General features: G+C 70.6%; 27 protein-coding genes. 12 read left to right on the forward strand and 15 right to left on the reverse strand.

The genetic code is table 11. The features are described 5' to 3' along the window. From AC2IPW_RS11395 to AC2IPW_RS11405, 3 genes are all read right to left on the reverse strand, one after another. A complete protein-coding gene (locus tag AC2IPW_RS11395) occupies window positions 1-798 on the reverse strand; it encodes a peptidylprolyl isomerase (protein WP_371382994.1) in 798 nt (265 codons plus the stop codon). 111 nt (window positions 799-909) lie between these two features. Further along, the gene (locus AC2IPW_RS11400; RefSeq protein WP_371382993.1) at window positions 910-1,698 is read right to left on the reverse strand and encodes a peptidylprolyl isomerase; all 789 of its coding nucleotides are present in this window, start codon (window positions 1,696-1,698) and stop codon (window positions 910-912) included. Further along, entirely contained in the window at window positions 1,698-2,570 is an 873-nt protein-coding gene (locus tag AC2IPW_RS11405; RefSeq protein WP_003935519.1) for a peptidylprolyl isomerase, read from the reverse strand. Before AC2IPW_RS11405 ends, AC2IPW_RS11400 begins: the two co-directional genes overlap by 1 nt. A gap of 167 nt (window positions 2,571-2,737) precedes the next feature. Here AC2IPW_RS11405 and AC2IPW_RS11410 point away from each other — a divergent pair, with 167 nt between their 5' ends. From AC2IPW_RS11410 to AC2IPW_RS11425, 4 genes are read left to right on the forward strand one after another with little or no spacing between them, the layout of a single operon-like run. Further along, entirely contained in the window at window positions 2,738-3,421 is a 684-nt protein-coding gene (locus AC2IPW_RS11410; RefSeq protein WP_200863123.1) for an MBL fold metallo-hydrolase, read from the forward strand. Window positions 3,422-3,460: 39 nt separating this feature from the next. Beyond that, entirely contained in the window at window positions 3,461-4,735 is a 1,275-nt protein-coding gene (hisS, locus tag AC2IPW_RS11415; RefSeq protein ID WP_416063480.1) for a histidine--tRNA ligase, read from the forward strand. After that, entirely contained in the window at window positions 4,722-5,366 is a 645-nt protein-coding gene (locus AC2IPW_RS11420) for a hypothetical protein (protein ID WP_416063481.1), read from the forward strand. The genes hisS and AC2IPW_RS11420 overlap by 14 nt, the downstream gene beginning before the upstream one ends. 44 nt (window positions 5,367-5,410) lie before the next feature. Then, window positions 5,411-6,118 carry a phosphodiesterase gene (locus AC2IPW_RS11425; protein ID WP_450120158.1) on the forward strand — a complete coding sequence of 236 codons (708 nt, stop codon included), beginning with the start codon at window positions 5,411-5,413 and terminating at the stop codon, window positions 6,116-6,118. A gap of 84 nt (window positions 6,119-6,202) precedes the next feature. On the opposite strand, the gene AC2IPW_RS11430 is transcribed toward AC2IPW_RS11425, so the two are convergent. Next, window positions 6,203-6,697 carry a hemerythrin domain-containing protein gene (locus AC2IPW_RS11430; RefSeq protein ID WP_450120157.1) on the reverse strand — a complete coding sequence of 165 codons (495 nt, stop codon included), beginning with the start codon at window positions 6,695-6,697 and terminating at the stop codon, window positions 6,203-6,205. Window positions 6,698-6,799: 102 nt separating this feature from the next. Then, window positions 6,800-8,548 carry an aa3-type cytochrome oxidase subunit I gene (ctaD, locus tag AC2IPW_RS11435; protein ID WP_003935513.1) on the reverse strand — a complete coding sequence of 583 codons (1,749 nt, stop codon included), beginning with the start codon at window positions 8,546-8,548 and terminating at the stop codon, window positions 6,800-6,802. Window positions 8,549-8,847: 299 nt separating this feature from the next. On the opposite strand from ctaD, the gene AC2IPW_RS11440 reads away from it, so the two are divergent. The 3 genes from AC2IPW_RS11440 to AC2IPW_RS11450 all read left to right on the forward strand — a co-directional run bounded on the left by AC2IPW_RS11440 (window position 8,848) and on the right by AC2IPW_RS11450 (window position 10,203). Then, on the forward strand, window positions 8,848-9,264 hold the full coding sequence (locus tag AC2IPW_RS11440; protein ID WP_003935512.1) for an Hsp20/alpha crystallin family protein: 417 nt from the start codon (window positions 8,848-8,850) through the stop codon (window positions 9,262-9,264). A gap of 24 nt (window positions 9,265-9,288) precedes the next feature. After that, a complete protein-coding gene (locus AC2IPW_RS11445) occupies window positions 9,289-9,564 on the forward strand; it encodes a hypothetical protein (RefSeq protein ID WP_486376861.1) in 276 nt (91 codons plus the stop codon). A gap of 294 nt (window positions 9,565-9,858) precedes the next feature. Next, window positions 9,859-10,203 (forward strand): J domain-containing protein, encoded by a 345-nt coding sequence (locus AC2IPW_RS11450; protein ID WP_371382990.1) that lies wholly within the window; start codon window positions 9,859-9,861, stop codon window positions 10,201-10,203. Between the two features lie 81 nt (window positions 10,204-10,284). Here the strand turns inward: AC2IPW_RS11450 and AC2IPW_RS11455 are convergent, their stop codons facing one another. The 4 genes from AC2IPW_RS11455 to AC2IPW_RS11470 all read right to left on the reverse strand — a co-directional run bounded on the left by AC2IPW_RS11455 (window position 10,285) and on the right by AC2IPW_RS11470 (window position 13,967). Continuing rightward, window positions 10,285-11,436: an amidohydrolase gene (locus tag AC2IPW_RS11455; protein ID WP_003935509.1), complete on the reverse strand. Its 1,152-nt coding sequence runs from the start codon at window positions 11,434-11,436 to the stop codon at window positions 10,285-10,287. Between the two features lie 259 nt (window positions 11,437-11,695). Further along, window positions 11,696-12,889: a hypothetical protein gene (locus tag AC2IPW_RS11460; RefSeq protein ID WP_486376862.1), complete on the reverse strand. Its 1,194-nt coding sequence runs from the start codon at window positions 12,887-12,889 to the stop codon at window positions 11,696-11,698. Beyond that, window positions 12,886-13,254, reverse strand: a complete 369-nt coding sequence (locus AC2IPW_RS11465) for a type VII secretion target (RefSeq protein ID WP_486376863.1) — start codon at window positions 13,252-13,254, stop codon at window positions 12,886-12,888. The genes AC2IPW_RS11460 and AC2IPW_RS11465 overlap by 4 nt, the downstream gene beginning before the upstream one ends. Window positions 13,255-13,289: 35 nt before the next feature. Further along, window positions 13,290-13,967 carry a TetR/AcrR family transcriptional regulator gene (locus AC2IPW_RS11470; RefSeq protein WP_003935506.1) on the reverse strand — a complete coding sequence of 226 codons (678 nt, stop codon included), beginning with the start codon at window positions 13,965-13,967 and terminating at the stop codon, window positions 13,290-13,292. A 198-nt stretch (window positions 13,968-14,165) separates the two neighbouring features. Between AC2IPW_RS11470 and AC2IPW_RS11475 the strand changes: the two genes are divergently transcribed. From AC2IPW_RS11475 to AC2IPW_RS11490, 4 genes are read left to right on the forward strand one after another with little or no spacing between them, the layout of a single operon-like run. Beyond that, window positions 14,166-15,716: an amino acid permease gene (locus AC2IPW_RS11475; protein WP_003935505.1), complete on the forward strand. Its 1,551-nt coding sequence runs from the start codon at window positions 14,166-14,168 to the stop codon at window positions 15,714-15,716. Then, window positions 15,713-16,543, forward strand: coding sequence for an urea amidolyase associated protein UAAP1 (locus AC2IPW_RS11480; protein WP_003935504.1), 831 nt, complete (start codon window positions 15,713-15,715; stop codon window positions 16,541-16,543). Before AC2IPW_RS11475 ends, AC2IPW_RS11480 begins: the two co-directional genes overlap by 4 nt. A 2-nt stretch (window positions 16,544-16,545) precedes the next feature. Then, the gene (locus AC2IPW_RS11485; protein ID WP_486376864.1) at window positions 16,546-17,202 is read left to right on the forward strand and encodes an urea amidolyase associated protein UAAP2; all 657 of its coding nucleotides are present in this window, start codon (window positions 16,546-16,548) and stop codon (window positions 17,200-17,202) included. After that, on the forward strand, window positions 17,199-19,169 hold the full coding sequence (locus AC2IPW_RS11490) for a 5-oxoprolinase/urea amidolyase family protein (protein ID WP_486376865.1): 1,971 nt from the start codon (window positions 17,199-17,201) through the stop codon (window positions 19,167-19,169). Before AC2IPW_RS11485 ends, AC2IPW_RS11490 begins: the two co-directional genes overlap by 4 nt. Window positions 19,170-19,229: 60 nt before the next feature. Here the strand turns inward: AC2IPW_RS11490 and AC2IPW_RS11495 are convergent, their stop codons facing one another. Next, window positions 19,230-19,589 (reverse strand): RidA family protein, encoded by a 360-nt coding sequence (locus tag AC2IPW_RS11495; protein ID WP_003935501.1) that lies wholly within the window; start codon window positions 19,587-19,589, stop codon window positions 19,230-19,232. Between the two features lie 74 nt (window positions 19,590-19,663). On the opposite strand from AC2IPW_RS11495, the gene AC2IPW_RS11500 reads away from it, so the two are divergent. Continuing rightward, window positions 19,664-20,683 carry an Rv2578c family radical SAM protein gene (locus AC2IPW_RS11500; protein ID WP_486376866.1) on the forward strand — a complete coding sequence of 340 codons (1,020 nt, stop codon included), beginning with the start codon at window positions 19,664-19,666 and terminating at the stop codon, window positions 20,681-20,683. A 1-nt stretch (window position 20,684) separates the two neighbouring features. On the opposite strand, the gene AC2IPW_RS11505 is transcribed toward AC2IPW_RS11500, so the two are convergent. From AC2IPW_RS11505 to AC2IPW_RS11525, 5 genes are all read right to left on the reverse strand, one after another. Then, window positions 20,685-22,094 carry an amino acid permease gene (locus tag AC2IPW_RS11505; protein WP_486376867.1) on the reverse strand — a complete coding sequence of 470 codons (1,410 nt, stop codon included), beginning with the start codon at window positions 22,092-22,094 and terminating at the stop codon, window positions 20,685-20,687. A 282-nt stretch (window positions 22,095-22,376) separates the two neighbouring features. Continuing rightward, a complete protein-coding gene (locus tag AC2IPW_RS11510) occupies window positions 22,377-22,802 on the reverse strand; it encodes an ATP-binding protein (protein WP_289379491.1) in 426 nt (141 codons plus the stop codon). Then, entirely contained in the window at window positions 22,792-23,130 is a 339-nt protein-coding gene (locus AC2IPW_RS11515; protein WP_003935497.1) for an STAS domain-containing protein, read from the reverse strand. The genes AC2IPW_RS11510 and AC2IPW_RS11515 overlap by 11 nt, the downstream gene beginning before the upstream one ends. Next, window positions 23,127-25,088, reverse strand: a complete 1,962-nt coding sequence (locus tag AC2IPW_RS11520) for a glycosyltransferase (protein WP_486376868.1) — start codon at window positions 25,086-25,088, stop codon at window positions 23,127-23,129. Before AC2IPW_RS11520 ends, AC2IPW_RS11515 begins: the two co-directional genes overlap by 4 nt. Beyond that, on the reverse strand, window positions 25,085-26,326 hold the full coding sequence (locus tag AC2IPW_RS11525; RefSeq protein ID WP_486376869.1) for a PP2C family protein-serine/threonine phosphatase: 1,242 nt from the start codon (window positions 26,324-26,326) through the stop codon (window positions 25,085-25,087). The genes AC2IPW_RS11520 and AC2IPW_RS11525 overlap by 4 nt, the downstream gene beginning before the upstream one ends. Between the last annotated feature and the right edge of the window lies 1 nt (window position 26,327).

Below are 26,327 nucleotides of genomic sequence, written 5' to 3' on the forward strand. Positions count from 1 at the left end.
TCATCCCACGTCGGTGACGACGAGCGGAGTGAGGGGGCGGCCGCCGCCGAGCGGGCTCGAGCCGTCGTTGCCGGCCGCGGCGACGTCCTCGAGCACCTGCAGGCCCGGCTCGGCGACGGTACCGAACACCGAATACTGCGGATGCAGCAGCGAGTCGCCGAAGACGAGCAGGAACTGGCTGCCGTTGCTGTCCCGGTGTCCGGCGCCTGCCATCGCGACGGTGCCGCGGGGGTACACGACCGGGACGGGCAGATAGCCGTTCTCCCCGCGGACGACCGTGACGGGATACTCGTCGGCGAATGTGTAGCCCGGCCCGCCGGCCCCGGAACCGGTCGGGTCGCCGCAGCGGAGCATCTGCATGCCCGGATCGTCCGTCAGGTGATGACACTGCGTCCCGTCGAAGAATCCCTGCCGGGCGAGAGCGGCGAAGCTGTGCACCGCGCACGGTGCTGCGGAGCGTTCGAGGACCAACGGGACCGGTCCCGCAGACGTCGTCAGCGTGAGCTCCACCGTTCCGGTCGCAGGCACGGATGTCGACCCCGGCATGGTCGCCGTCCTCGCCGCCGGTCCGGCGGCAGGGTACGTGCAGGTGACCGTCGAGGCCCCCGGTTCGGGACGCGGCGGAAGAGCGGCATAGCCGGACGGGTCGAACCCGGCGGGGGCCGCGGGCGTGGTGGTCGTCGTCGACCGCAGCGTGGCCGGGGCAGGGGCGGTGGCGGACGCGGCACACGCCGCCGCCGCGAGTGCCGCGGCCAAGGTCAGGGCCAGGCGCGCAGCAATGGAAGTACTGGAGGTCACAGACACGGCACAGTAGACGATCGCGTCACGATCCGACAGACCCCGCCGGCGCCGGGGACGCGAACGCCCTGCCCGCCGAGGGGCGGGCAGGGCGTTCGCGGCAGGACCTGATCAGTCCGTGCGGACGGCCGTCAGCGTCGTCGCGGCAGCCGGCGGCCCGTCGGGTCCGCCGCCGTCCACCCCCGCCGCGGCGATCTCGTCGAGCGTCGCCAGACCGGCGTCGTCGATGGTGCCGAACACGGTGTACTGCGGCGGCAGGATCGAGTCCCGGTACACCAGGAAGAACTGGCTGCCGTTCGTGCCGGGGCCGGCGTTGGCCATTGCGAGCGTGCCCCGCGGGTAGACCATCGGATTCTGCGCCTGCGGATCCCCGGCCGCGTACTGGTCGGTGGGGAACTCGTTGGCGAACTCGTAGCCGGGTCCACCGGTGCCCGTGGCGGTGGGATCGCCGCACTGCAGCACCGACAGCGTCGGGTCGGTGGTCAGGCGGTGGCAGTCGGTGTCGTCGAAGTACCCCTGCGAGGCGAGCGACAGGAAACTGTTGACGGTGCACGGGGACAGCTCGCCCCGGAGAGTCAGGCCGATATTGCCCTGGGTCGTGGTGACGGTGACGCCGGTATCGGTGGTGGGGACGTTCTCGGCGCTCGGCGGCTGCACCGACTCGGCGGCCGGACGTCCGTCCGACGGGTACGCGCAGCTCACCGTTTCGGGCAGCGGCTCGGCACGCTGGGCGGGCAGGGCGGGGAAGTCGGACAGCGACGGGGCGGACGTCGGCGCCGCGGCGCTCGTCGTGGTCGTCGCGGCCCCGTCGTCCGGATCGTCCGAGCACCCGGCGAGCAGCAGCGCCATACCCACCCCGGCCACGGCCGTCCGGGCGAAGCCGGATCGAGTACGAGTCATCAGTCCATCCTGACACTGGTCAGCGAGATCGGCTGGGCCGGCGCGCCGTCCTGGCCGCCGCCCTCGACACCGCCCGCGGCGACCTTGTCGAGGGTCGCCAGGCCGGTCTCGTCGATGGTGCCGAACACGGTGTACTGCGGCGGCAGAACCGAGTCGCCGTACACGAGGAAGAACTGGCTGCCGTTGGTGCCGGGGCCGGCGTTGGCCATCGCGACGGTCCCGCGGGGATAGGTCAGCGGCTGCGTGGCCGCCGGATCCTCGGGTGCGTACTGGTCGGTGGGGAACTCGTTGGCGAACTGGTAGCCGGGACCGCCGGCCCCGGTGCCGGTGGGGTCGCCGCACTGCAGCACGGCCAGCGTGTCGGACGTGGTCAGGCGGTGGCAGGCGGTGTCGTCGAAGTACCCCTGCGACGCCAGCGACAGGAAGTTGTTGACCGTGCACGGCGAGGTGTCGTTGTGCAGGACCAGCCCGATGTTGCCCTGGGTGGTCTCCACGCTGACGCTGATGTCGGTGTTGCCCTCCCCGGTGGTGAGAATGCCGTCCGTGCGGGGCGGCTGCACAGGCTTGGCGGGCTCGCCGGCAGCCGGATAGGCACAGTTCACGGAGTCCGGCAACGGTTCGGACCGGGCCGCCGGCAGCGCTCCGAACTCCGGCTGAGCCGGTTCGGTCGTCTCCGACGCCGCGGTCGAGTCCGCGCCGTCGTCGCGGGTGAGCACCCAGATGCCGACGCCGGCCGCGACGACCGCGACCACACCGAGCGCGGACAGGCCGATGGTGAGCTGGCGGCGCTTGCGCGCCCGCTGGGCCCGTCGTTCGAGCTGCCGCTCGAGTTTGCGTTTGGCGGCCTGGCGCCGCTGTGCGTTGCTCGGCACTGCAGTAGTCCTCCCGTAACCGATCGTCGTTGCCGGATCCGTCGTCGCCGCCGGCCTCCGGCTCGAGCCGGATCGAGTCTGCCACCCCAACCTGAGAACCGGTCGCCGGGGAGCCCGGCCTAGGCTGTAGGAGCCACACCGAGGCCCACACCGTAGGAGCGATGCCCGTGCTCGTCACCGGATTCCCCGCCGGGATGTTCCAGACGAACTGCTACATCCTCGCGCAGGACGACGCCGAGGACTGCGTTGTCGTCGACCCCGGACAGGATGCCGCCGAGCCCCTCGCGGATTTTCTGGCCCGGTCCGGGCTGACGCCGCGCGCGGTGCTGCTCACCCACGGCCATCTCGACCACATCTGGTCGGCGCAGGCCGTCGCCGACCGCTACGACATCCCGGCCTACATCCACCCCGACGACCGCTACATGCTGACCGATCCCGGTCGCGGTATCGGCCCGACACTGAAGCCGTTCCTCGAAGGCGCCGAATTCACCGAGCCGCGCACCGTGATCGAACTGGCCGACGGAGACCAGGTCGAGCACGCCGGCATCCGGTTCGTCGTCGATCACACCCCGGGCCACACCCAGGGCTCGGTGGTGCTGCGCACCCACGCGACGACCGCCGACGGCGACGACGTCGAGATCGCCCTCACCGGCGACACCCTGTTCCAGGGTTCGATCGGCCGCACCGACCTGCCGGGCGGCGACCACGAACAGCTGCTCGCGTCGATCGCGGCGAAACTGCTCGTGCGCGACGACGCCACCGCGATCCTGCCCGGACACGGCCCGACCAGCACCATCGGTCGGGAGCGGACGTCGAATCCCTTCCTGGCCGGGCTGACCGGCTCCCGCTGACCCCGGCCTCCGACCCCCGACGAGAGAAAGCAGCGACAGTTGAGCAAGCCCTCCACGTTCTCGGCGCCCAAGGGTGTACCCGATTACGTCCCGCCGCAGTCGGCGGAGTTCGTCGCCGTGCGCGACGGATTGACCCGCGCGGCGCGGCTGGCCGGCTACGGGCACATCGAGCTGCCGATCTTCGAGGACACCGGACTGTTCGCGCGCGGCGTCGGCGAGTCCACCGACGTCGTGAGCAAGGAGATGTACACCTTCGCCGATCGCGGCGACCGGTCCGTGACGCTGCGGCCGGAAGGGACCGCCGGAGTGATGCGGGCGGTGATCGAGCACGGCCTCGACCGTGGCCAGCTGCCCGTCAAGCTGAGCTACTCGGGCCCCTTCTTCCGGTACGAACGTCCCCAGGCCGGGCGGTACCGCCAGCTGCAGCAGGTGGGGGTCGAGGCGATCGGTGTCGACGACCCCGCGCTCGACGCCGAGGTCGTCGCCGTGGCCGACGCCGGATTCCGCAGCCTCGGCCTCGACGGGTTCCGCCTCGAGATCACTTCCCTCGGCGACGAGACGTGCCGCCCCCAGTACCGGGAGTTGTTGCAGGAGTTCCTGTTCGGGCTGGACCTGGACGAGGAGACCCGCCGCCGCGCCGAGATCAACCCGCTGCGGGTCCTCGACGACAAGCGCCCGCACGTGCGGGAGATGACGGCCGACGCTCCGCTCATGCTCGACCACCTCTCCGACACGGCCAAGGCGCACTTCGACGAGGTGCTGTCGCATCTGGACGCGCTCGGCGTGTCCTACACGATCAACCCGCGCATGGTGCGCGGTCTCGACTACTACACGAAGACCACCTTCGAGTTCGTCCACGACGGCCTCGGCGCCCAGTCCGGGATCGGCGGCGGCGGACGCTACGACGGCCTGATGGCTCAGCTCGGCGGGCAGCCCCTCTCGGGCATCGGGTTCGGTCTCGGGATCGATCGAACGGTGCTCGCCCTCGCCGCCGAGGGTAAGAGCGCGGGCAGCCCCGCCCGCTGCGAGGTGTTCTGCGTGCCGATGGGTGAGGCCGCCAAGTCGACGCTGGTCCCGGTCGCCCACCGGCTGCGCGCCGCCGGTATTCGGGTGGACCTGGCCTACGGGGGACGCGGCGTCAAGGGCGCGATGAAGGCCGCCGACCGCTCCGGTGCCGTGGTCGCCCTGGTGCTGGGGGAGCGAGAGCTCGAAGCCGGCGAGATCGTGGTCAAGGACCTGCGCACCGGCGAACAGCACACCGTGCCCCTCGACGACGTGGTCGCCTGGGTCGGGGACGTCGTTGCCGGCACCTGACCCGTCGGGACGTGCTGCGCCGACCCGTCTGGACCTGATCCCGACGCGGCTGCTCGCGCCGCGCGCCGGGAAGGTCGCGGCGTTCTCCCTCCTGATCGGCGTGGTGGCCGGTCTGCTGGTGTACCTCGTGGCCAGCCCCCTGGTCGCGGTCGTGTGCGGGATGATCGTCGGGGTGCCACCGGCGGTGGGTGCCCTGGCGGTGCTGCGCCGGCGTCGCTGGATCGACGGCACCACGATCACGGCGAAGGGGGCACTGCGCACCCGGCACGTGCAGCTGCGCAACCTCGCCGGGGTCGAACTGGTGGTGTCGGCGCTGCGGGTCAGTCAGGTGGTGCTGCGGCTCAACGACGGCGACCGGATCGTGTCGGTCCCGTTGGCGTTGTACGCGAACGGCGGCTGCCGGGAGCTCGATGTGCTGGCCTTGCGCCGGCTCGCCGACGCCCTCGCGGCAAGTGAGCTGGCCTCGGCCGCTGCGGTGTCGTCGGTACTGGTGGAGCAGCTGCGGGCAGAGGCCCGCGAAGCGGGACTGGAGCAGCGGCCGCTGTACCGGGCGGTGCTGCTGGCCCGGGACGCCGGCCGCGTGCCGCAGACCACGCTCACCGATCACGAGGTGGCTTCGCTCGTCGAGTGAGCGCATGCCGATTGGTGTGCCGGCACCCCGGGTATGCGGGGCGCATGATCTCGATGCACACGGTGTTCGCCGTGCCGTTCCGGGCTGCCTCCGCGTTGCGCGGCGCCCGGGTGTTCCACCCGCACGGGGTGCTCTTCGAAGGTGAGGCGGAACTGACGCCGGGCTGGTGGCCGCGTTCGGTTCCGGCACGGGTACCGGTCACCGCCCGGTTGTCCGGTGCCGTGGGCACGCCCGACGGTGTGCCCGACATCCTCGGCCTGGCGCTGCGGTTCTCACTGGAGAGCGGACCCTGGGACCTCCTGCTCGCCACGCTGCACGTGCCGACCAGGGCGGTGCTGCTGCCGGCGCGAGGCTGGTCGACCGCCCGGTACGGCTCCCTGATGGCGTATCGCACGAACGTCGACCTCGCGCCGCGATGGATCTTCGCGTTGCCCGAGGGGGACCAGCCGTCGTCGACCTCTGTGCGGGAACTGGCGCGGCGCGGTGGTCCGCTGTTGTTCTCGTTGCACGTGGCCGCGGCCCGGGGGCCGCTCGTGCCGGCGGGCCGCGTCACGCTCGAGCGCGAGGTACAGGCCCCCGACGACGCGCAGCCGTCGTTCGATCCGGTGCTCAATCGTCCCGCCTCGGTCGAACTGTGGCCACGGTGGCTCGTGCCGTTCCGTCGCGACGCCTACCGGGGCAGCCGCACGGGTCGCGGCGCGGCCGATGGGTCCGCGAAGAGCGGTCTGCCCACCTCCGCCGGCACTCCGTAGCGCCGGAACGCAGTAGCCGGGGGTGCGGAGCAACTCCGCACCCCCGGCCTTCGTGAGCCGGACCGGTAGCGGTCCGGCGACGTGTCAGCTGACGACGGCGTCGATCGTCTTCTTCAGTGCCGAAGGCTGTGCGGGGGAGCGGGGTGCCTTCTCCTTCAGTTCGAGCATCCGTGCCCCGATCTCCTGCAGCTGCTTGCGGCCGAGTGCCTCCCGCACCTTCGGGAACCACTCCTCTTCCTCCTCCTCGATGTGGTGCTCGACGTTCTCGATGAGGACCGTCGTCTTCGCGTCGAATCGCTCGGCGTCGGGCTTCATCCCCGCCAGTTCCATCACCAGCACATCCGCCACGTGGTGCTCCTCGAACGATTCGAGGATGTCCGCTTCGAGGTCGGGCAGCAGGGAGCGCACCTCGGGGTACATACCCTCGTTCTCGATGTAGGTGTGCACGGTCAGCAGTTCGATGATCCGTTCGACTATCCGACCCTTCTCCTGGTCGTCGTCCGCACCGCGGAACTCGCGGAACAACTTGCGGATCTCCTTGTGGTCTTCCTTCAACAACACGATCGCGTCAGTAGACACCGGGCCTCCCGCCGAAGTGGTACTCGAGTGCTCGCCGCCGTGCGGGGCGTGTGCTCCAGATACCCCGGCGGGAGCCCGGTTACACCGGTCCGGCCGGCCGGGTCAGGTGCCCTTGGGTGTCCGGTCGGCGGTGTCCCGGACGTGGGGTTCCTCGGCGACCTCGGCTGCGTGGCGCCGGCCGACGCCGACGTGCGCCTCCGCCCGCATGGTCTCCACCATGTGCGGGTAGTGCAGCTCGAACGCGGGCCGCTCGGAGCGGATGCGCGGCAGCTCGTAGAAGTTGTGCCGCGGCGGCGGGCAGGTGGTCGCCCACTCGAGGGAGTTGCCGTAGCCCCACGGGTCGTCGACGGTGACGACCTGCCCGTACCGGTAGCTCTTGAACACGTTCCACAGGAACGGCAGGGTGGAGACGCCCAGGGTGAACGCCCCGATGGTCGAAATGGTGTTGAGCGTGGTGAACCCGTCCGACGGCAGGTAGTCGGCGTAGCGGCGCGGCATGCCCTCGTTGCCCAGCCAGTGCTGCACCAGGAACGTGGTGTGGAAACCGACGAAGGTCAGCCAGAAGTGCCACTTCCCGAGCCGCTCGTCCATCAGCCGTCCGGTCATCTTCGGGAACCAGAAGTAGAGACCGGCGTAGGTGGCGAACACGATGGTGCCGAAGAGCACGTAGTGGAAGTGCGCGACGACGAAGTAGGAGTCGTGGACGTGGAAGTCGAGCGGCGGGCTGGCGAGGATGACGCCGGTCAGGCCGCCGAACAGGAAGGTGATGATGAAGCCGACCGAGAACAACATCGGCGTCTCGAACGTCACCTGTCCCCTCCACATGGTGCCGATCCAGTTGAAGAATTTCACGCCGGTGGGTACCGCGATCAGAAACGTCATGAACGAGAAGTACGGCAGCAGCACGGCGCCGGTGGCGTACATGTGGTGCGCCCACACGGCCATCGACAGGGCACCGATCGCGAGGGTCGCGTAGACCAGGCCGGTGTAGCCGAAGATCGGCTTGCGGGAGAAGACCGGGATGACCTCGGAGATGATGCCGAAGAACGGCAGCGCGATGACGTACACCTCGGGGTGACCGAAGAACCAGAACAGATGCTGGTAGAGGAGCACCCCGCCGGTGGCCGGATCGAAGATGTTCCCGCCCAGTACCCGGTCGACCATCACCCCCATGAACGCGGCGGTCAGCAGGGGGAAGATCAGCAGGATCAGGATCATCGTGATGAAGATGTTCCAGGTGAAGATCGGCATCCGGAACATCGTCATGCCCGGCGCGCGCAGGCACACCACGGTGGTGATCATGTTGACCCCGCCGAGAATCGTGCCGAGACCGGCCACCGCGAGGCCGGTGAACCACAGGTTGGCGCCGATACCGGGGGAGTGCAGATCGTCCGCCAACGGAATGTACGACGTCCATCCGAAGTCCGGTGCACCGCCGGGAGTGATGAGGGAGGCGGCGACGACGGTCGCGCCGAAGAGGTACAGCCAGTAGCTGAACGCGTTCAGGCGCGGGAAAGCGACGTCGGGGGCGCCGATCTGGAGGGGCAGGATGTAGTTGGCGAACCCGAACACGATCGGGGTCGCGTACATCAGCAGCATGATGCCGCCGTGCATCGTGAACAACTGGTTGTACTGCTCGTTGGACAGGAACTGCAGACCCGGAACAGCGAGCTCGCTGCGGATCAGCAGCGCCATCAGGCCGCCGATGAGGAAGAACGTGAACGACGTGACGATGTACATCAGACCGAGCATCTTCGGGTCGGTCGTGGTGACGAGTCTGTAGAACGTCGAACCCTTCGGCGCATACCGCGGCGGATACGGTCGGACGGCCTTCGTCTCGGTGACAACCATGGTGCCTCCTTGCGCCGCCCGGGGCGGCGACGTCACTGCGGCGCCGGGCGCTCCGCTCGGCCTGAGGGCATCCCGGAACCGCCGCGGCATCATGCGGTAGATCGAGCGTAACCAAACGCAGCCGCGCACGGGAGGTTTTGGGCGGCGGGATTGTCGCCTGGCCGCGCGGAATTCGCGGCTGTTCCGGGAACAAATCCTTGCCTTCATATGTTGTCGGTGGTACAAGAAAGGTGTAGCGGCAAACATAGATCGGCCGCTCTCCTCAACCGGCACGAAGAGAGTCTGTGGAGGTGGAAACGATGTTGATGCGCACCGATCCGTTCCGCGAGCTCGATCGCTTCGCGCAGCAGGTTCTCGGCACGGCGGCCCGGCCTGCGGTGATGCCCATGGACGCCTGGCGTGAGGGCGACAAGTTCGTCGTCGAGTTCGACCTGCCCGGCGTGGCCGACGATTCGCTCGACCTCGATGTCGAACGGAACGTGCTGACGGTGCATGCAGAGCGACCGGCGCGCGACCAGAGCCAGGAGATGGTGGCGGCCGAGCGTCCGCGTGGCGTGTTCAGCCGGCAGCTGTTCCTCGGCGAGAACCTCGATACCGAGAACATCGAGGCGACGTACGACGCCGGCGTGCTGAGGCTGACGATCCCCGTGGCGGAGAAGGCCAAGCCGCGCAGGATCGAGATCGCGGTGGGCGACAAGAAGGCGATCGACGCCTGACCCCCCGTGTCCGCGGAGACCGCCATGGACGCACTCGACCTGATCGCCGAACCGGCCCCCGTCGACGGTGCAGATCTCGAACTGCTCCTGCTCGATCTCGAGCTGGACATGCTCGAGGTGCCCTGGGCGCGACCGCCGGTGGACCTCCCGGGATGCCGGACCGCCGCGGTCCGGCGTCCACGGGGCCCGGTGTGCCCCCTGCGGCCGCCCGGCCGGGCCGGGACGCGGGCTCCGGGGGACGTGGTGGCCACGCAGCGCTCCCCTCCGGTCCGCACCCGATCGCCCGCGGAAGCCTTGTGAGACCCACGGAAGCCTTGTTGTGAGAAGGGACGGTGATACGACATCGCAGCAGTAGCGCAAGGCGCTGACGCGCGTGCCGCCCGCCCGGACGACAGCCACGAGGCGTCGAGCCGCTCAGCGGCCCGGAGTCGCTGAACCGGCCGGCGCACCGCCGGTAACGGCACCACCAGTGCGGGCCGCACCCGATCATCGCCGACGCCCGGCGGCCCCCTCCGTCGCGAGGTGGGCCGCCGGGCGTTCGCTCTGGCGGCCGCACCCGACGCAGCCGACGACGAAAGCGAAAGGAGCGGGGCCGTGACCGGCAGCGAACCCGATCTCTACGCCGTACTGGACCTGTCCGATTCCGCCGGGCACCAGGAGATCACGGCGGCCTTCCGTCGCAAGCTCCGCGAGCATCACCCCGACCTCCGCAACCCGGCCCTCCCGTTCGGCCCGGATCCGGACGAGGAACTGCGCCGGATCGTCGAGGCCTATTCCGTCCTGCGCGACCCCCGTCGCCGCGCGGAGTACGACCGCCGCCGCGCCGGCCCGGTCGCCCGGACCGCGGCGCGGTCCGTCCCCGTGACCGTGCACCGCCCGGCCTCGCCTTCCGAGGCGGATCCGCCCATCCGGGCCGGACCCGTCCGTCGCCATCGGTGACCCGGCGCCGCACGGGCGCTTCTCGCGGAGCGAATGTGTCGCTCACTCGATCGGTCCGACGGCACGGTTCGTCCGCTCGCGTCAGGGGATGCGGGGTTCGTGCTTTCCGCCGTAGGCGAGGGCCAGCAGGGTGCGGGTCCCGTACACCAGGGCTCGTTCGTCCAGCACGAAGTCGGGCTGGTGGAGGTCGTGCCGCGGACTCGTCCCGTCCCAGACCCCCAACCGCGCCATCGCACCCGGGACGTGTTCGAGATACCACGCGAAGTCCTCGCCGCCGCTGGACTGTCCCGCCTCGGCGAGATTCTCGAGGCCTACCACGGACTCGATCGCGGCGAGCATCTCGGCCACCGCCTCGGGATCGTTCACCACCGGCGGAACGCCCTGCACGTACTCGAGTTCGTGGTCCACGTCGTAGGGTGCGAGCAGTTCCGCGACGCTGCGTCGTACCAGGGGTTCCACCGTCGCCCACGTCTCGTGCGACGCGCTGCGCAACGTGCCCACCAGTTCTCCCTCCTCGGGGATGGCGTTGCCGACATGCCCGGCCCGAACCCGTCCCCACGTCAGGACGGTGGCGGTACGGGCGTCGAGGCGTCGATCGAGCACCGACGCCAGACCGGTGACGAGCACGGCCGCCGCGTGGATCAGGTCACCGGTCAGGTGCGGACGGGCCGAATGGCCGCCGGGGGAGGACAACCGGACCGTGAGAACGGCCCCGGACGAGGTGATCGGCCCGGCGCGGGTGGCGAGCTTGCCCGCCTCGAGTTGCGGGGCGCAGTGCAGCGCGAAGATCCGGGACACCCCCGCGAGACCGCCCGCCGCGACGACCTCGAGGGCGCCACCCGGGGTTGTCTCCTCGGCGGGTTGGAAGATCAACCGCACACGCTGCGGGGGCGGGTGTGCCGCGAGCACGGTGGCTACCTCGAGCAGCATCGCGGTGTGGGCATCGTGCCCACACGCGTGACACACGCCGTCCACGGTCGATGCGTACGGCAACCCGGTGGTCTCCGTGAGCGGCAGGGCGTCGAGGTCGGCCCGCAGCGCAAGGCACTCGGTCGTGTCCGGGCCGACGTCGCACCACAATCCGGTACCGCCCGGCAGGGTCACCGGGTCCAGCCCGAGCGAGACCAGCTGATCGCGCACCAGCGCGGTGGTCCGGAACTCCGCGAACGACAGCTCCGGGTGGGCATGCAGGTCTCGTCGCCAGGCGACGACGCGGTCGTGGTCGATCGTCATCCCTCGAGAACTCCGTCGGGTCGGTGACAGCTACGGGCCGGCCGAGATCGAACCGGCTCGTCAGTCAGTTCACCACGGTCGCGGCGACCACGTCCCGGTTCTCGCGTTCGTCGACACCGTGTCCTCGTCGCCGCACAGATGTGACTCGGCGATCCCCCGACCTCGACGGCGCTGTCCGCAACGAATCCCCGATCACGGGCAGGCCGGTGACGAACGACCGGGTTCCCGTCCCACACCCTGCAGGACGGGAACCCGCGAATCACCAGTCTGCACCGTCCCCGATCACCGGTGCCGTCGCCGCCGGGAGCTCGCCGATCACGGCGGTGCTGTTCGCCGCGCACACCAGGATCGCCGGACGGGTTCGTCGGGGCGTGTCGTCGTCGGCGCGTCCGGTGGCCGGGATCGCGGCCGCGAGCGGGGGCCGGGCGGCCGGAGCGACGGCGGAAACGGGAGCAGTCACGGCCGACCGGGGGTTCGACGGGGCGCCGCCGAGACCGCCGACCGCGCCCCCGAGAGCCGCCGCACCTGCCGCGCCCAGCGGAATACCGCCCCCGCCCGGTGCGATGCCACTCGCGCTGCTCGCCGGGGCGGTGGCGGCGGCGACCGTGGGGGTCGCCGGTCCGGTGCCGCCTGCGAATGCCGCGGCCTGCGTCTGCGCCGGAACATCGCCGGGCGCACCGGCCGCGGCGACGATCTCCACGGTTTTCGTGGCCGTAGCGGCGACGTCCGCCGGAGCGGGCAGGCCGGGGTTGGCGACGGGGGCAGGCACAGCGATCGGCGCGGCGAGCGCATTCATCGCCGCGGTGTGGCCGAGCAGTTCGCCGCGAGTACGCGCGACCACCGCCAGCGCCGCGGACACGTGCTCGGTGGCGGCGGTGAGCAGCGCGACCTGTCCCGGTGGTGTCAGCGCGACGGGCGCCGTCGCGGTGGCGAAGGCCAGGAAGGACTGGGCGATTCCGCCGAGTTCGACGTTTCCCCGCTCGACACTCGCGGTCGCGGCGCGGGTGACCGCTCCGATCTCGTCGCCCCGCTCGCTCAGCTCGACCGCGCTGAGCTGTGCCTGGCGACCCTTGTCGAGCGCGGCCTCGGCGGGTGCCCCCTCCCACGAGTCCGGGAGCGCATGCAGTGCCGTGCGGGTCAGCGACGCCGCGCCCTCGAGCACCCGCGACGACTGCTGCAGCACCGCCGACGGGTCGAGCGCCTCGACGATCCCGGTACCGAACAGGGCGCCGAGATCGCGCAGGGGACGCAGCAATTCGTCGATTCCCGGCATCGGTGGAACCGGAATAGACTGCAGCACTTCGGATATCGCATCGAGCCCGGATTCCGGCGACCACGTCGGCGGGGCCGCGGGCGGAGCGGGCAGCGGTAGGTCGAGGACCGGTCCGGCAGGGGACGCGCGGAGCGCGTCGAGGACGGTGGGCGAGGCGACCGGCGCCTGCTGCGCGATCATCGCGCGTCCCCGACTCCCGCGACGGCCGCGCCGAGGCCCGCGGCGGTCGTGGCGTCGAGCGTCTCGTACCGGGCTGCGGCGTCGTGCGCGGCGACACCGCCGGACGCGTAGACGTACGCCAGCTGGGCGACGGCGCGGGTGTGTGCACCCTGCGTGATGGCGAACGCGGCGACGAAGTCCGCGCCGATCAGGCCCATGGCCGGGCTCAGCGACGAGACGTTCGCCTGCAGATCGATTCCGCCCGCCCGGGCGACCTCCTCTGCGGCGCGCAGGGACGTGCTGCCGAACGCCCGCACCCCGTCGGGCACGACACGGACGCCGCCCCCCGTCGAGAACGAGCCGGCAGCGTCGAACAAACCGCTCATGATGACCCCCCAATCAGATTCGCGTGCGCAGCACTCTAACTCGAGGCGGCGACCCGGGCGACGAGTGCGCGGGCGACCTCGCGCACGGGCTCGACGGGTCCGGTGAACCCGAGGACGCGCAGCGCTGCCTCCGCCAGCACCTCGGGCAGGTCCGCGACGGCAGCCGTGTCCCCGTCGGCGCGGATGTTGATGGCGGATTCGACCAACCGGAACGGTAGGTCGGCGCGAGGGTCGTCGGCGTCCGCTCCGGCGGCATGACGGCCGAGGACGGCGACCGCGAGCCGGCGGTAGCACGCGCGCAGACCGGTCCGGGCGGCATGGAACTGCGTGAACCGGTCGGTGCGGACCTCCGGGAGCAGATAGAGCGCACCGAGATTCCAGCGCCCCGTGACGAGTTGCGCGGTGTCGAACAGCGCCAGGGCGTACAGCCGTGCCTCCGGGGGCGGGCCGTCGCCGAGCTGCTCGCAGAACGACAGGGTGGGGGCGACGGTCTGCTCGAGCAGCGCCGCGAGGATGTCGTCCTTGGTGGCGAAGTGGTTGTACAGGGAGGCCTGCCGGACGCCGACCGCCTCGGCGACGAGCCGCGTCGAGGTCGACGCGAATCCGCGGGTGGTGAACAGTTCGGCTGCAGCGTCGAGGATCTCGGCGCGTGCGGTGGAACCGGGCCGGCGTGGCCGGTGCAGTCGAGGGCGTCCGGGGCGGGCATGGGTCACGCCGTCGACGATGGCACAGATCCGGCGACGGCGGCGGGGCGAGCGCGTGGTGAGCAGACCGTCACACGGTGGAAACGTCGGTCACGAACTCGTTACGCCGCGGACATTCGGACAAGACGTGACCTCGCGAAAACTGTCACTCGACAGTTTTTCGACGGTCATCCGGCCGCCGCACCGCGCACAGAAACGGACACCGCCATGAGCCTGACGCTCACCCGGCCGGCTGCCGCTGCACCGACCGCCTCGCACCAGGACGCGGGCGACCTGGGCGAATTCGGCTACCAGCAGCAGCTGCACCGCAACCTCGGCAGGTTCGCCTCCTTCGCCGCCGGCTTCTCGTTCGTCTCCATCCTCACGACCATCTTCCAGCTGTTCGGCCTCGGCTTCGGCTTCGGCGGCCCCGCCTTCTTCTGGACGTGGGTGGTGGTATTCGCCGGCCAGTTCACGGTCGCCCTGAACTTCGCCGAACTCGCGGCGCGCTACCCGATCTCCGGGGCGATCTACCAGTGGTCCCGCCGGATGGGCGGCGAGGTGGTCGGCTGGTTCGCCGGCTGGTTCATGATCCTCGCGCAGATGGTGACCGCCGCTGCCGCCGCGATCGCCCTGCAGGTGGTCCTCCCGGCCGTCTGGAGTGGATTCCAGATCATCGGCGACGACCCGTCGCTGACCTCCTCGTCCGGCGCCGCCAACGCCGTCCTGCTCGGGTCGGTGCTGCTCGTGCTCACCACGATCATCAACAGCATCGGTGTGAACTGGATGTCGCGGATCAACAGCATCGGCGTCACCTGCGAGATCGTCGGTGTCGTCGCCGTGATCGGGATGTTCTTCACCCACGCCGTCCGCGGCCCGCAGGTCGTCCTCGACACCGGCGTACCCGGGGCGAGCCCCGGGTACGGCTGGGCCTGGATCGTCTCCGGGCTCATGGCCGCCTACGTCATGGTCGGCTTCGGCTCGGCCGGCGAACTCGCCGAGGAGACCCGCAACCCGCGGCGGGTCGCACCGCGCACCATCCGCCTCGCCCTGTCCGTCTCCGCGATCGGCGGCGGCCTGATGATTCTCGGCGCGCTCATGGCCGCCCCCAGCCTCACCGACGGCCGCCTCGCCGCCGAGGGCCTGCCGTACGTGCTCGGCGCGATCCTGTCCTCGCCGTGGGGCACGCTGCTCCTCGTCGACGTGGCCATCGCCGTGTTCATCTGCACCCTCGCGATCCAGACCGCCGCGTCGCGCCTGATCTTCTCGATGGCCCGCGACGAGCGTCTGCCCGCGTCGAAGGTCCTGTCGCACGTCAACGCCCGTACCGGCACTCCCATCGCGCCGGCCGTGCTGATCGGCATGGTGTGCATCGGCATCCTCGCGGTGAACATGGGCAACAGCGCGATCTTCGCCACCCTCTCGAGCGTGTGCATCGTGCTCATCTACCTCGCGTACCTGATGGTCACCGTGCCGCTGCTACTGCGCCGGCTGCGCGGCGGCCCGTACGACGCCGCGGCGACCGACGCGGACGGCAATCCGCTGTTCTCGCTCGGCCGATGGGGTCTGCCCGTCAACGTCCTCGCCGTCGCGTACGGCCTGCTGATGGTGGTCAACCTGTCCTGGCCGCGCACCGAGATCTTCGACCCGGACGGCACCATGCCGCTGCTGCAGTGGGCCGCGCCGCTCACCGTCGCCGCCGTCGTCGCCCTGGGCGCCCTGTGCTTCCCGCGCCGCGCCGCGCACCCGAACCCCGTCACGATCGGAGCCCGAGCATGACCGACACCGCCACCACCCACGCCGCCAAGGCACACGCCCGAGCCCAGGCCGGCACCGTCACCGCCGGCATGCCCACCGTCCCCGCCTCGGCGCACCCGACCCCACCCGGCGGGCGCACCGCCGCCATGACCTGGGCCGAGACCGTGCCCGGCGGCCGCTACACCACCAAGGTCCTCGCCCGCGGCACCCGTCTGCGCCTGCGCGACCTCGACGGCGCCGCCTGCGCCCACCTGCTGCTGTTCCGTGCCGACGCCCCGCACGAGCGCCTCAACGTCGCCGACACCGTCAAGGTGCCGTGGCAGGCCTACCTCGGCGTCGGACATCCGCTGCTGTCGGACCAGGGCCGGGTGCTCGCCACCCTCGTCGCCGACACCTCCGGACGGCACGACGCGCTGTGCGGCACCACCCACCTGGCCGGCAACACCGTGAAATACGGTGCGGGCAGCCTGCATTCGCACGCACCCGCAGGCCGGGAGCTGTTCACCGTCGCCGCCGCCAAGCACGACCTGACCCCCCGCGACCTGCCGCCCTCGTTGTCGTTCTTCCACGGCGTGCGCGTCGGCGGCGACGGCGCCCTGACCAGCACCGGCACCGCCGGGGCCGGAGCCTGCGTCGAGCTGCTCATCCATCTGCCGGTCATCGCCCTGATCGCCAACACCGCCCACCCCCTCGACCCGGCACCACGCTTCTCCACCACCACCCTCGAGGTGCTCGCCTGGCACGCCCCGCGCGACCTCGAGGACCTGCCGAACACGGACCCCGAATACCGGCGCGCCGTCCTCAACACCGAGGACGCCTGGACCGCCGCCACCGGAACGGAGCACTGATCATGACCCCGACCCTCGACCTGCCCGCCCTTGTGCCCGGGACGGTGATCCGTGACGAGATCGCCGGCGCCCGCGGGCCCTGGTCGGCCGTCGTCGCCGCCGGCGACGTGCTCACCGTCGTCGACCTGCACGGCAACCAGGCCGTCGACACCCTGATCTACGACGCGCACGACACCACCGTCCGCTACAGCGCGCCCGCCACGATCGCTGCCCAGCGGCACCTGTTCCTCACCACGGGATCCGTGCTGCGCGCCGGCGCCGGCGAGGCCCTCATGACCCTCGTCGCCGACGAGGTCGGCAACCACGACACCGTCGGCGGTGCCTGCTCGCAGGAATCGAACACCCTGCGCTACGGCCACCACACCAAGCATCAGCACGCGTGCGTCGAGAACTTCCTCGTCGAAGGGGCCCGGTGGGGCCTGGGCAAACGCGACCTGGTCTCCAACGTCAACTTCTTCATGAACGTGCCCGTCGACTCGGACGGCACCCTCGGCATCGTCGACGGCCTCTCCGCCCCCGGCAAACGCCTCGCCCTGCGCGCCGACCGGGACGTGCTCGTCCTCGTCTCCAACTGTCCCCAGATCAACAACCCGTGCAACGGTTTCGACCCCACCGAGGTGCGGATGATCGTGACCCGACCGGAGGCCCGACCGTCATGACCACCAAGATCACCGTCGACCGTCCCGGCATGCTCACCACGGTCCAGGACTACCCGGGTCGCACCGGCTACTGGCAGGTCGGGGTCCCGCCGTCCGGCCCGATGGACGACCTGTCGTTCCGCCTCGGCAACGCCGCACTCGGCAACGCCGAAGGCGCGCCCGGTCTCGAATCCGTCATGGCCGGACCGGCGCTGCGCTTCACCGACGCCACGCGGGTGTGCGTCACGGGCGCCCCGGCGACCGTGCGGGTGGACGGCACGGTGGTCCCGCAGTGGCGTCCCGTCACCGTCCCCGCCGGTGGCGTGCTCGACGTCGGTGCCCTCGCCGGCCCCGGGCTGCGCGTGTACGTACTCGTGCAGGGCGGCCTCGACATTCCCGAGTTCCTGGGCAGTGCAGCGACATTCACGCTCGGCCGGTTCGGTGGACACGAGGGGAGGACGCTCGCCGAGGGGGACGTGCTCGTCGTGGGGGAGTCGGCGACCGGGCCGGTGGCCCCGGTTCCCGCCGAGCACGTCCCGGCCATGACCACGCGCTGGGAGATCGCCGTCACCGAAGGGCCCCACGGCGCACCGGAGTTCTTCACTCGCACCGACATCGACACGATCTACGCCACCGAGTACGAGGTGCACTTCAACTCCGACCGCACCGGCGTGCGGCTGATCGGGCCGAAGCCGCGGTGGGCCCGGCCCGACGGCGGGGAGGCGGGGCTGCACCCGTCGAACATCCACGACAACGCCTACTCCGTCGGCGCCCTCGACTTCACCGGCGACACCCCCATCCTCCTCGGGCCCGACGGGCCGAGTCTGGGCGGATTCGTCTGCCCCGTCACCGTTGTCGCGGCCGACCGGTGGAAGCTGGGTCAGCTCGCCCCCGGGCACCGGGTGCGGTTCGTGCCGGTCCGCGCCGAGCACGCCGCGTCGCGGCGGGCGCTGGGCGTGGCCCGTCGCGCCGGGCTGGCACTGGTGGTCTCACCCGGTGGCGACGGCGACGACGGCGTACTCGCCCGCCGCGACGGCGACACCCCGGTCACCTATCGGCGCAGCGGCGACGACAACGTCCTCGTCGAGTACGGCGACATGACCCTCGACCTCGCGCTGCGGGCTCGGGTGCACGCGCTGCACCAGCGGCTCGACGCCGAACGCCCCGCGGGCCTGCTCGAGCTGACCCCCGGCATCCGGTCACTCCAGGTCAAGGTCGATCCCGACGTGCTCCCGGTGCCGACGCTGCTCGACCTGCTCGCCGAGGCGGAGGGGCAGCTCCCGGCGAGCGACGAGCTCGTGGTGCCGAGCCGGCGGGTGCGCCTGCCGCTGTCCTGGGACGACCCGGCCACCCGCGAGGCGACCCAGCGGTACATGCACGGAGTGCGGGCGGACGCGCCGTGGTGCCCGTGGAACATCGAGTTCATCCGCCGGATGAACGGCCTCGGGTCGGTGGACGACGTGTTCGACACCGTCTTCGCCGCCGACTACATGGTGCTCGGCCTCGGCGACGTGTACCTCGGGGCGCCCGTCGCGACGCCGCTCGACCCGCGGCACCGGCTGGTGACGACCAAGTACAACCCGGCGCGGACGTGGACGCCGGAGAACGCCGTCGGCATCGGTGGGGCGTACCTGTGCATCTACGGCATGGAAGGGCCCGGCGGCTACCAGTTCGTCGGCCGCACGACCCAGGTGTGGAACCACCGGCACCCGCAGCCGGCGGGCCCGTTCGAGGCGGGAACGCCCTGGCTGCTGCGCTTCTTCGACCGGATCTCCTGGTATCCCGTCGAGCCGGAGGAACTGCTGGACCTGCGCGCCGACCTCGCGGCCGGCCGGGGAGGGGGAGTCGAGATCGTCGACGGCACCTTCTCGCTCGCCGAGCACGAGCGGTTCCTCGTCGACCACGCTGCGTCGATCGACGCCTTCCGGCAGGTGCAGTCGGTGGCGTTCGCCGCCGAACGTGCCCGCTGGGAAGCCGGTGGCGCATAGCACCGGTGTGTCCTTCGGGCTGCTGGAGCAGCCCGAAGGGCACACCGGCGGCGCAGCCGCCTACACGACGGCGTCGGCCTCGATCTCGATGAGCAGGCTCTTGTCGATGAGGCTCGAAACCTCGAGGATGGTGGACGCCGGGCGGATCTCGCCGAACACCTCGCCGTGCACGAGTGCGGCCTCCTCCCATCGCGACATGTCGGTGAGATACATGCGCGTGCGGATCACATCCCGCAGCGAGGCGCCCGCCTCGCCCAGCGCGGCCTCGATGGTCTCGAGCGCGGCGCGCGTCTGGTCGGCGAGAGTCTCGCCGGCGCCGGTGGTGCCGGACACGGCGATCTGGTTGCCGATGCGCACGGCGCGCGAGTAGCCGATCTTCGGCTCCCATTCGGAGCCGGACGAGATGTTCACACGGGTCATGGCACCGGATTCTGTCAGGCCGTCCCTGTGCGCCCGCGCTTGACTGCAATTAGCACGTATGTTCGACTGACTGCATGCGGTGGGCGGCACAGACTCTCGACGTCGACGACGGCGCGCTCCCGGGCCTCGAACGGGCCGGGCTCGTCCGCAGCGTCCGGACCCCCGACTTCGACGGCATCACCTTCCACGAAGTGCTGTGCAAGAGCGCGCTGAACAAGACGCCCGAGGCGTCCCAGCTACCGTTCCGCTTCACCGTCAACACCTTTCGCGGGTGCTCGCACGCCTGCCGGTACTGCTTCGCCCGGCCGACGCACGAGTACCTCGACCTCGATGCGGGCCGTGACTTCGACAGCCAGATCGTCGTCAAGACCAACGTCGCCGCGGTCCTGCGCCGCGAACTGGCCCGACGGTCGTGGAAGCGCGAACACGTCGCGCTCGGCACCAACACCGACCCCTACCAGCGGGCCGAGGGTCGCTACCGGCTCATGCCCGGCGTCATCCGGGCCCTCGCCGAATCCGGCACCCCGTTCTCCATCCTCACCAAGGGCACGCTGCTGCGGCGCGATCTGCCGTTGATCACCCTGGCCGCCGGGCAGGTCGACGTCGGGGTTGCGGTGTCGCTCGCGATCGGCGACCCCGAACTGCAACAGCAGATCGAGCCCGGCACGCCCACCCCGAAGGCGCGGCTGGACCTGATCCGCGCGATCAGCGACGCCGGCCTGCCCTGTCACGTCATGGTCGCGCCCGTCATCCCGTACCTCACCGACTCGAGCCGGCACCTCGACGACCTGCTCGGCGCGATCTCCGCCGCCGGGGCCACCGGCGTGACGGTGTTGCCGATGCACCTGCGCGGCGCCACCCGTGGCTGGTTCCTGTCGTGGCTGGGCCAGGAACATCCGGCTCTGATCCGGCGGTATCGGCGGATCTACGGCCGCGGCGCGTACGTCTCGCCGGAGTACGCGACGTGGCTGAAGGACCGAGTCGATCCGCTGGTGGCCCGCTACGGCCTCGGCCCGCGTGCCACCGAGCACCGGCGCCCGGTCGCGGTGTCGCCGCGACCGGGCGCCGAGTCGGCGGATCCCACGTTGTTCTGAATCAGGTGGTTTCCGGGACGCGGTCGGCGACCTCGGCGTTCGTCTCCGCCGACGGAGCGGGACGGCGGCGCTGCCGGTAGATCCCGACCCCGATGACGACGGCAGCGAGGGCCGAGGACGTCAGCATCTGACTGCGGGTGCTCTCCAGCGCGACCATGCCGACGCACAGCGCGACGATCGCGGCAATGGTGACCCAGGTGAGATAAGGGAACAGCCACATCTTCGGCGACAACTCGCGGCCCTGGGCCTCGAGGGACCGCCGCATACGCAGCTGCGATGCCGCGATGACCAGCCACACGAACAGGGCAATTGCGCCGGAGGAATTGACCAGGAACAGGAACACCGTCTCGGGGTAGAGGTAGTTCAGGCCCACGGTGAGGAATCCGACCACGGTGGAGACGAGAACCGCGTTGCGCGGCACACCGGACCGCCCGATGGTGGCCAGCGACGGCGGAGCGTCACCGCGGCGCGACAGGGAGAAGATCATTCGGCTGGCGGTGTACAGGCCCGAATTGAGGCACGAGAGCACCGATGTCAGCACGATGACGTCCATGATGGTCGCGGCCGCCGGGATGCCGTAGGAGTCGATGACCGCCACATACGGGCTCAGTGCCACCGAGGCGTCGTCCCATGGCAGCAGGGTGACGACGACGGCGATCGAGCCGATGTAGAAGATCAGGATTCGCCACACGACCGACCGCACCGCCTTGCGCACCGCCTCGGCGGGGTTGGCGGACTCGCCGGCGGCGATGGTCGCGATCTCGGCTCCGAAGAACGAGAACACCACGACGAGGACGCCCGCGAGCACGGCACCCGTCCCGTTGGGGAAGAAGCCGCCGTGACCGGTGAGATTGCTCATTCCCGGCGCCTCGACGCCGGGCAGCAGGCCGCAGATCGCGAGGACGCCGAGCACCAGGAATGCGACGATCGCCGTCACCTTGATCGCGGCGAACCAGAACTCGAACTCGCCGAACGACTTCACCGACGCGATGTTGGTCAGCGTCAGCGCGACCATCAGCGCCAGCGCCCACGTCCACTGAGGCACGCCGGGCATCCAGCGGTTCATGATGACCGCTCCGGCGGTCGCCTCGATGCCCAGCACGATGATCCAGAACCAGGCATAGAGCCATCCGATGGAGAAGCCGGCCCAGCGCCCGATGGCCCGGTCGGCGTACGCCGAGAACGACCCCGTCTGCGGATTCGCCGCCGCCATCTCGCCGAGCATGCGCATCACGAGCACGACGACGACTCCGGCAAGCGCGTAGGCGACCAGCACTCCCGGACCGGTCTCCCGGATCGCAGCGCCCGAGCCGACGAACAACCCTGCACCGATGACCCCCGCGATCGCGATCATCGACAGGTGCCGCTTCTGGAGCGTGTGCCTCAGTTCGGGCTCGGCACGGTTCGACATGGAAACCCCTTCACAACCAGGTTCGGTATCGAGTGTGATGTACCTCTCGACTGCCTGAGTCTGAGGTTCCCCGTCCGGCGTCGTAATAGACACATCGGCGAGCGAAAGGTTCCCGGCTTCGACGAAACGGCAGATGTATGCCGACGGCCTGGGGTTTTCCGGCGGTCGGACCGGCCGCGGACGGGCCGACTTAACGGGAAGTTAACGGACGCCGTCCGGACAAATTCGGCATCTCGGCCGCCGGCAGGGCGCGGGCACCGCACCCGGCGGACCGGTGCGCGGCTATGTCGGCTCGACTCGCTCCCGCGCCAGGATCCACCGGTTGATTCCGCCCTGCCTGCGGTACGACAACTCGTCCAGCGCCGCCATGGCGATCGCCAACCCGCGTCCCCGCTCGGCCAGCGCATCCGGCAGTTCGACCGTCCCCAGATCCACCCGGGCCGGCCGCCCCTCGTCGGTGAACTCGGCCTCGAGCCGCTCGGGCAGCGCACGCAGTCGCAGGCTCATCGGCACGGGCTGCCCGAGGGCGGCGTGCTCGATGATGTTCGCTGCGATCTCCGCGACGGCGATCTCGAAGGGGAAGCGATCCGCGTCCTCCACCCGGCCCGCGGACATCATCTCCTCGATCAGCGCGTGCACGTCGGTGAGCGTGTCGGCGCCCGTGACGGTCGTCAGGGTCCACGTTCGGGCGCCGGCATCAGTCGCCATCGAACGCATCCTCCGCGGAGTCGTACGTGCGTAGCACGCGATCGAGGCTCGTCAACGACAGCACGCTGCGCACCTGCGCGGTGGGGGCGGCCAACCGCAGATCCCCGCCCGCCTGCCGAGCGGCCTTGAGTCCCGACACGAGGGCGCCCAGGCCCGACGAATCGACGAACTCCGTCGCAGCCAGGTCGACGACGAGGCGGGCGGACCCACCGTCGACGAGGCCGTGCAGCTGCTCACGCAACTGTGGGGCCGCGACCATGTTCAGCCGGCCCTCGGGCCGGATCACCACGACATCGGCGGCGAGGGTGCGGGTTGCGAACTGGGTCATCGATTTCCTCCCGTATCGGGTCCGCGGTAGCGGACCGCCGGTATCACCACACTCAGGATCGCCAGGTCGAACAGCACCCAGAACAGGTTCACGCCCACCCCCAGCACCGAACTCGCACCCAGATACAGCCGCACCACGCCCACAGCCGACGCGGCCACCAACAGGACCATGGCCGCGAGCTGGTACCGCACCGCGCGCCAGGGGAGTGTGCCGCGGCCCTGCCGCGTCTTCGGGGTCACCGCGAAGTCGAGCGGCTTGTGCAGATACACGTTCCGAAAAGCGGTCCAGCACGCCTTGATCCACACCGGGAACAGCGCCAGGCTGTACTGCTGCCCCCGCCAGGTCGGGGTGCCACGACTGACGACGAAGAACAGCAACTGGTTCAACAGCAGGAACGGGACGAGCCGCCCGAAGAAGTCCCAGCTGTAGGCCTGCACGGGGAGGATGCCGAAGATCAGATAGATCACCGGCGCGGCGATGTAGGCGAGGGCTGCGAAACCCGCGAGGTAACTCCACATCGTCGCCCAGTACATCAGCCGCTGGGGGATCGTCAGTCCTCGCTGCAGCAGCGGATTCTCGCGCAGCATCACCTGAATCGTGCCCTGCGCCCAGCGCAGCCGCTGAGTGAGCATCGTGCCGACGTCCTCGGGGGCGAGGCCGTGGGCGAGCACCTCGTGGTGGTACGCCGATTTCCAGCCCATGCCGTGCAGGCGCATCGACGTCGCCATGTCCTCGGTCACCGAGATCGTCGCCAGCGCCAGCGTCGGCTCCGCCTCCTCGTCACGGTCGACGTCCACGGCCCGGACCATCGCCCGGATCGACTCGAGAGCGCCGAGCGGTGACCAGTCCCGGTCGGCGAGACGCGCGAGCGACGTCTCGTCGAGCAGCACCCCGTCCCCGCCCTCCACCGTCGTACCGAGCGCGGCGATCGCGTCGAGGTCGGCGCGGATCGACCCGACGTCCGCCTCGACCACCGCCCGCGCGGCAGCGTCGACGGTCTGCTGAAAGCGGTAGGTCACCTCCGCGAGGGGCCGGCCGTCGCGGACGGACGCCCTCGCCGTGCGCACGGCCTCGCGCACCGAATCGAGAGCCGAGACAACGTCCTTCCGGTCGGGGTCGACCTCGGCGCGGGTCCGGTCCAGCACTCTGCCCGCTGTGCGCAGGGCGCGCACCACGCCCTCCTCGACGGCCCGCACGTATCCGCTGATGCCGAGCTGCATCAGCGCTTCCCGGCGCAGGACGGCGTTCGAACCGCAGAAGAACGCGGCGTTCCAGCCGTCCTTGCCCTGCTGGATCGGACCGTAGAACAGCGGCGCCTGGCTGCCCAACGGATCGGCGTCCGGCACGTTGACGAAGTACTGCGGGGTCTGCACCAGGGCCATCCGCTCGTCCTCGAAGTAGCCGAGGGTGCGGTGCAGGATCTCCGGGTCGGGCACCTGGTCGGCGTCGAGGACGAGGATGAACTCGCCGTGCGTGTGCAGCAGGGCGTTGTTGAGGTTGCCTGCCTTGGCGTGGCGCGGCTTGTTCGTCCAACTCGCCGCGCGCGTCATGTAACGCACGCCGAGTTCCGCGGCGGCCCTTTCCAGTTCGGGGCGCTCCCCGTCGTCGAGAATCCACGTCTCGTGCGGGTACCGGATGCGCGACGCCGCCTCCGCCGTGGCGAGCACCAGCTCGACGGGCTCGTTGTAGGTGGTGACGAAGACGTCGACGGTGCGCCCCTCGGGCGGCGGCGGGGGAGCGGCGCGCCGCCGCCACCGCCACATCGTCAGACCGAACAGCATCGAGTCGATCAGGCTGTACGTCTCGGCGACGACGAGCGGCACCGCGATCCACCAGGCCGACCAGTTGACGGAGAACAACCAGCGCCACACCACGTAGTTCACCCCGAGCAGCACCGAGGCGGCGATCAGGATCCGCAGGCCCGCCGAGGGGTAGCGATCCGCCGCGGCCGCACTCACGCGTCCTCGCAGCGACGCACGGCGACGACGGTGACGTCGTCCATAGGGGGACGGCCTCCGGCCAGTGCCCGCGCCGCCTCGATCAGATCGTGCGGCGTCGCATACTCGGCCACGAACCGGTACAGGGCTTGCCGGTCGCTGTGCTCGTCGAGCAGATCGAGCAGTCCGTCGGAGCAGATCACCAGCGTGTCACCGGGTTCGAGACGGGAGCACTGCGCCTGCCACGTCGTCTCACGCAACACGCCCACGGGCAGTCCGGTGCCGGCCAGCGGCGCCACGGAACCGTCTACGCGGCGGATCGCGGCCAGCCCGTGCCCGGCGTCGACGTAGTCCACCGAGCCGGTGGCGAACTCGACGGCGGCATGGAACACGGTGACGAAGGTGCCGGTGTGTTCGCAGTCGTCGGCGAGGTTCTCGGCGGCGGCGGTCAGCGCGGCGCCCGTGTCCAGCACGCTGCACGTCGCGGCGTGGCTGAACCGTTCCATCACCCGGGACGCGCCGCGGAACGTGGAGCGCACCGCCGAGGACAGGATGGCAGCGCCGAGGCCCTTGCCCATCACATCGGCGACGGTGACGACCAGTCCGCCGCGCAGCGGATAGTGGTCGTAGAAGTCGCCGCCGACGACGAACGCCGGAACGCACACCGCCTGCACCTCGTAGCCGGGCAGGCCGGTCAGGGGCCGCGGCAATAGCTGGGCCTGCATCGCGGCGGCACGGTCGAGTTCGTCGGCGCGCTGCAGTTCCCGCTGCGCCCATTCGGCGAGTTCGGCGAAGGCGACGAGCTGGTCGGGGTCGAGGGTCCGTGGCTCGGTGTCGTAGATGCAGAACGTGCCGACCGGATGACCCGCGGGACCGTACAGCGGGTAGCCCGCGTAGAAACGGACACCGTCGTCGCCGCCGACACCGGGAAGTCCGGCGAACAGGGGGTCCGCGGAGGCGTCCTCCACGATCAGTGTCGGATCGTCGGGGTGGTGGTAGGTGCGGACGATCGTGGTCTTGCAGATGCTCTCCTCGCGCGGCACCTGCACGAGGTCGAGCCCTTGAAGGGACTTGAACCAGAGCCGGTCCCGGTCGAGCAGCGCCACGCTCGCCATGGGCACCCCGAACACGTGCCGGGCCATGCGGGTGATCTGCTCGAACCGGTCTTCGCGGGGGGTGTCGAGGACCTCGAGTCGTTCGAGGTCGCGCACGCGCTCGTCCTCGAGGTCGTCGGGGAGCTGCGAGGTGTCGGTCGTCATG

The organism is Rhodococcus sp. NS-SX18 (assembly GCF_057367935.1).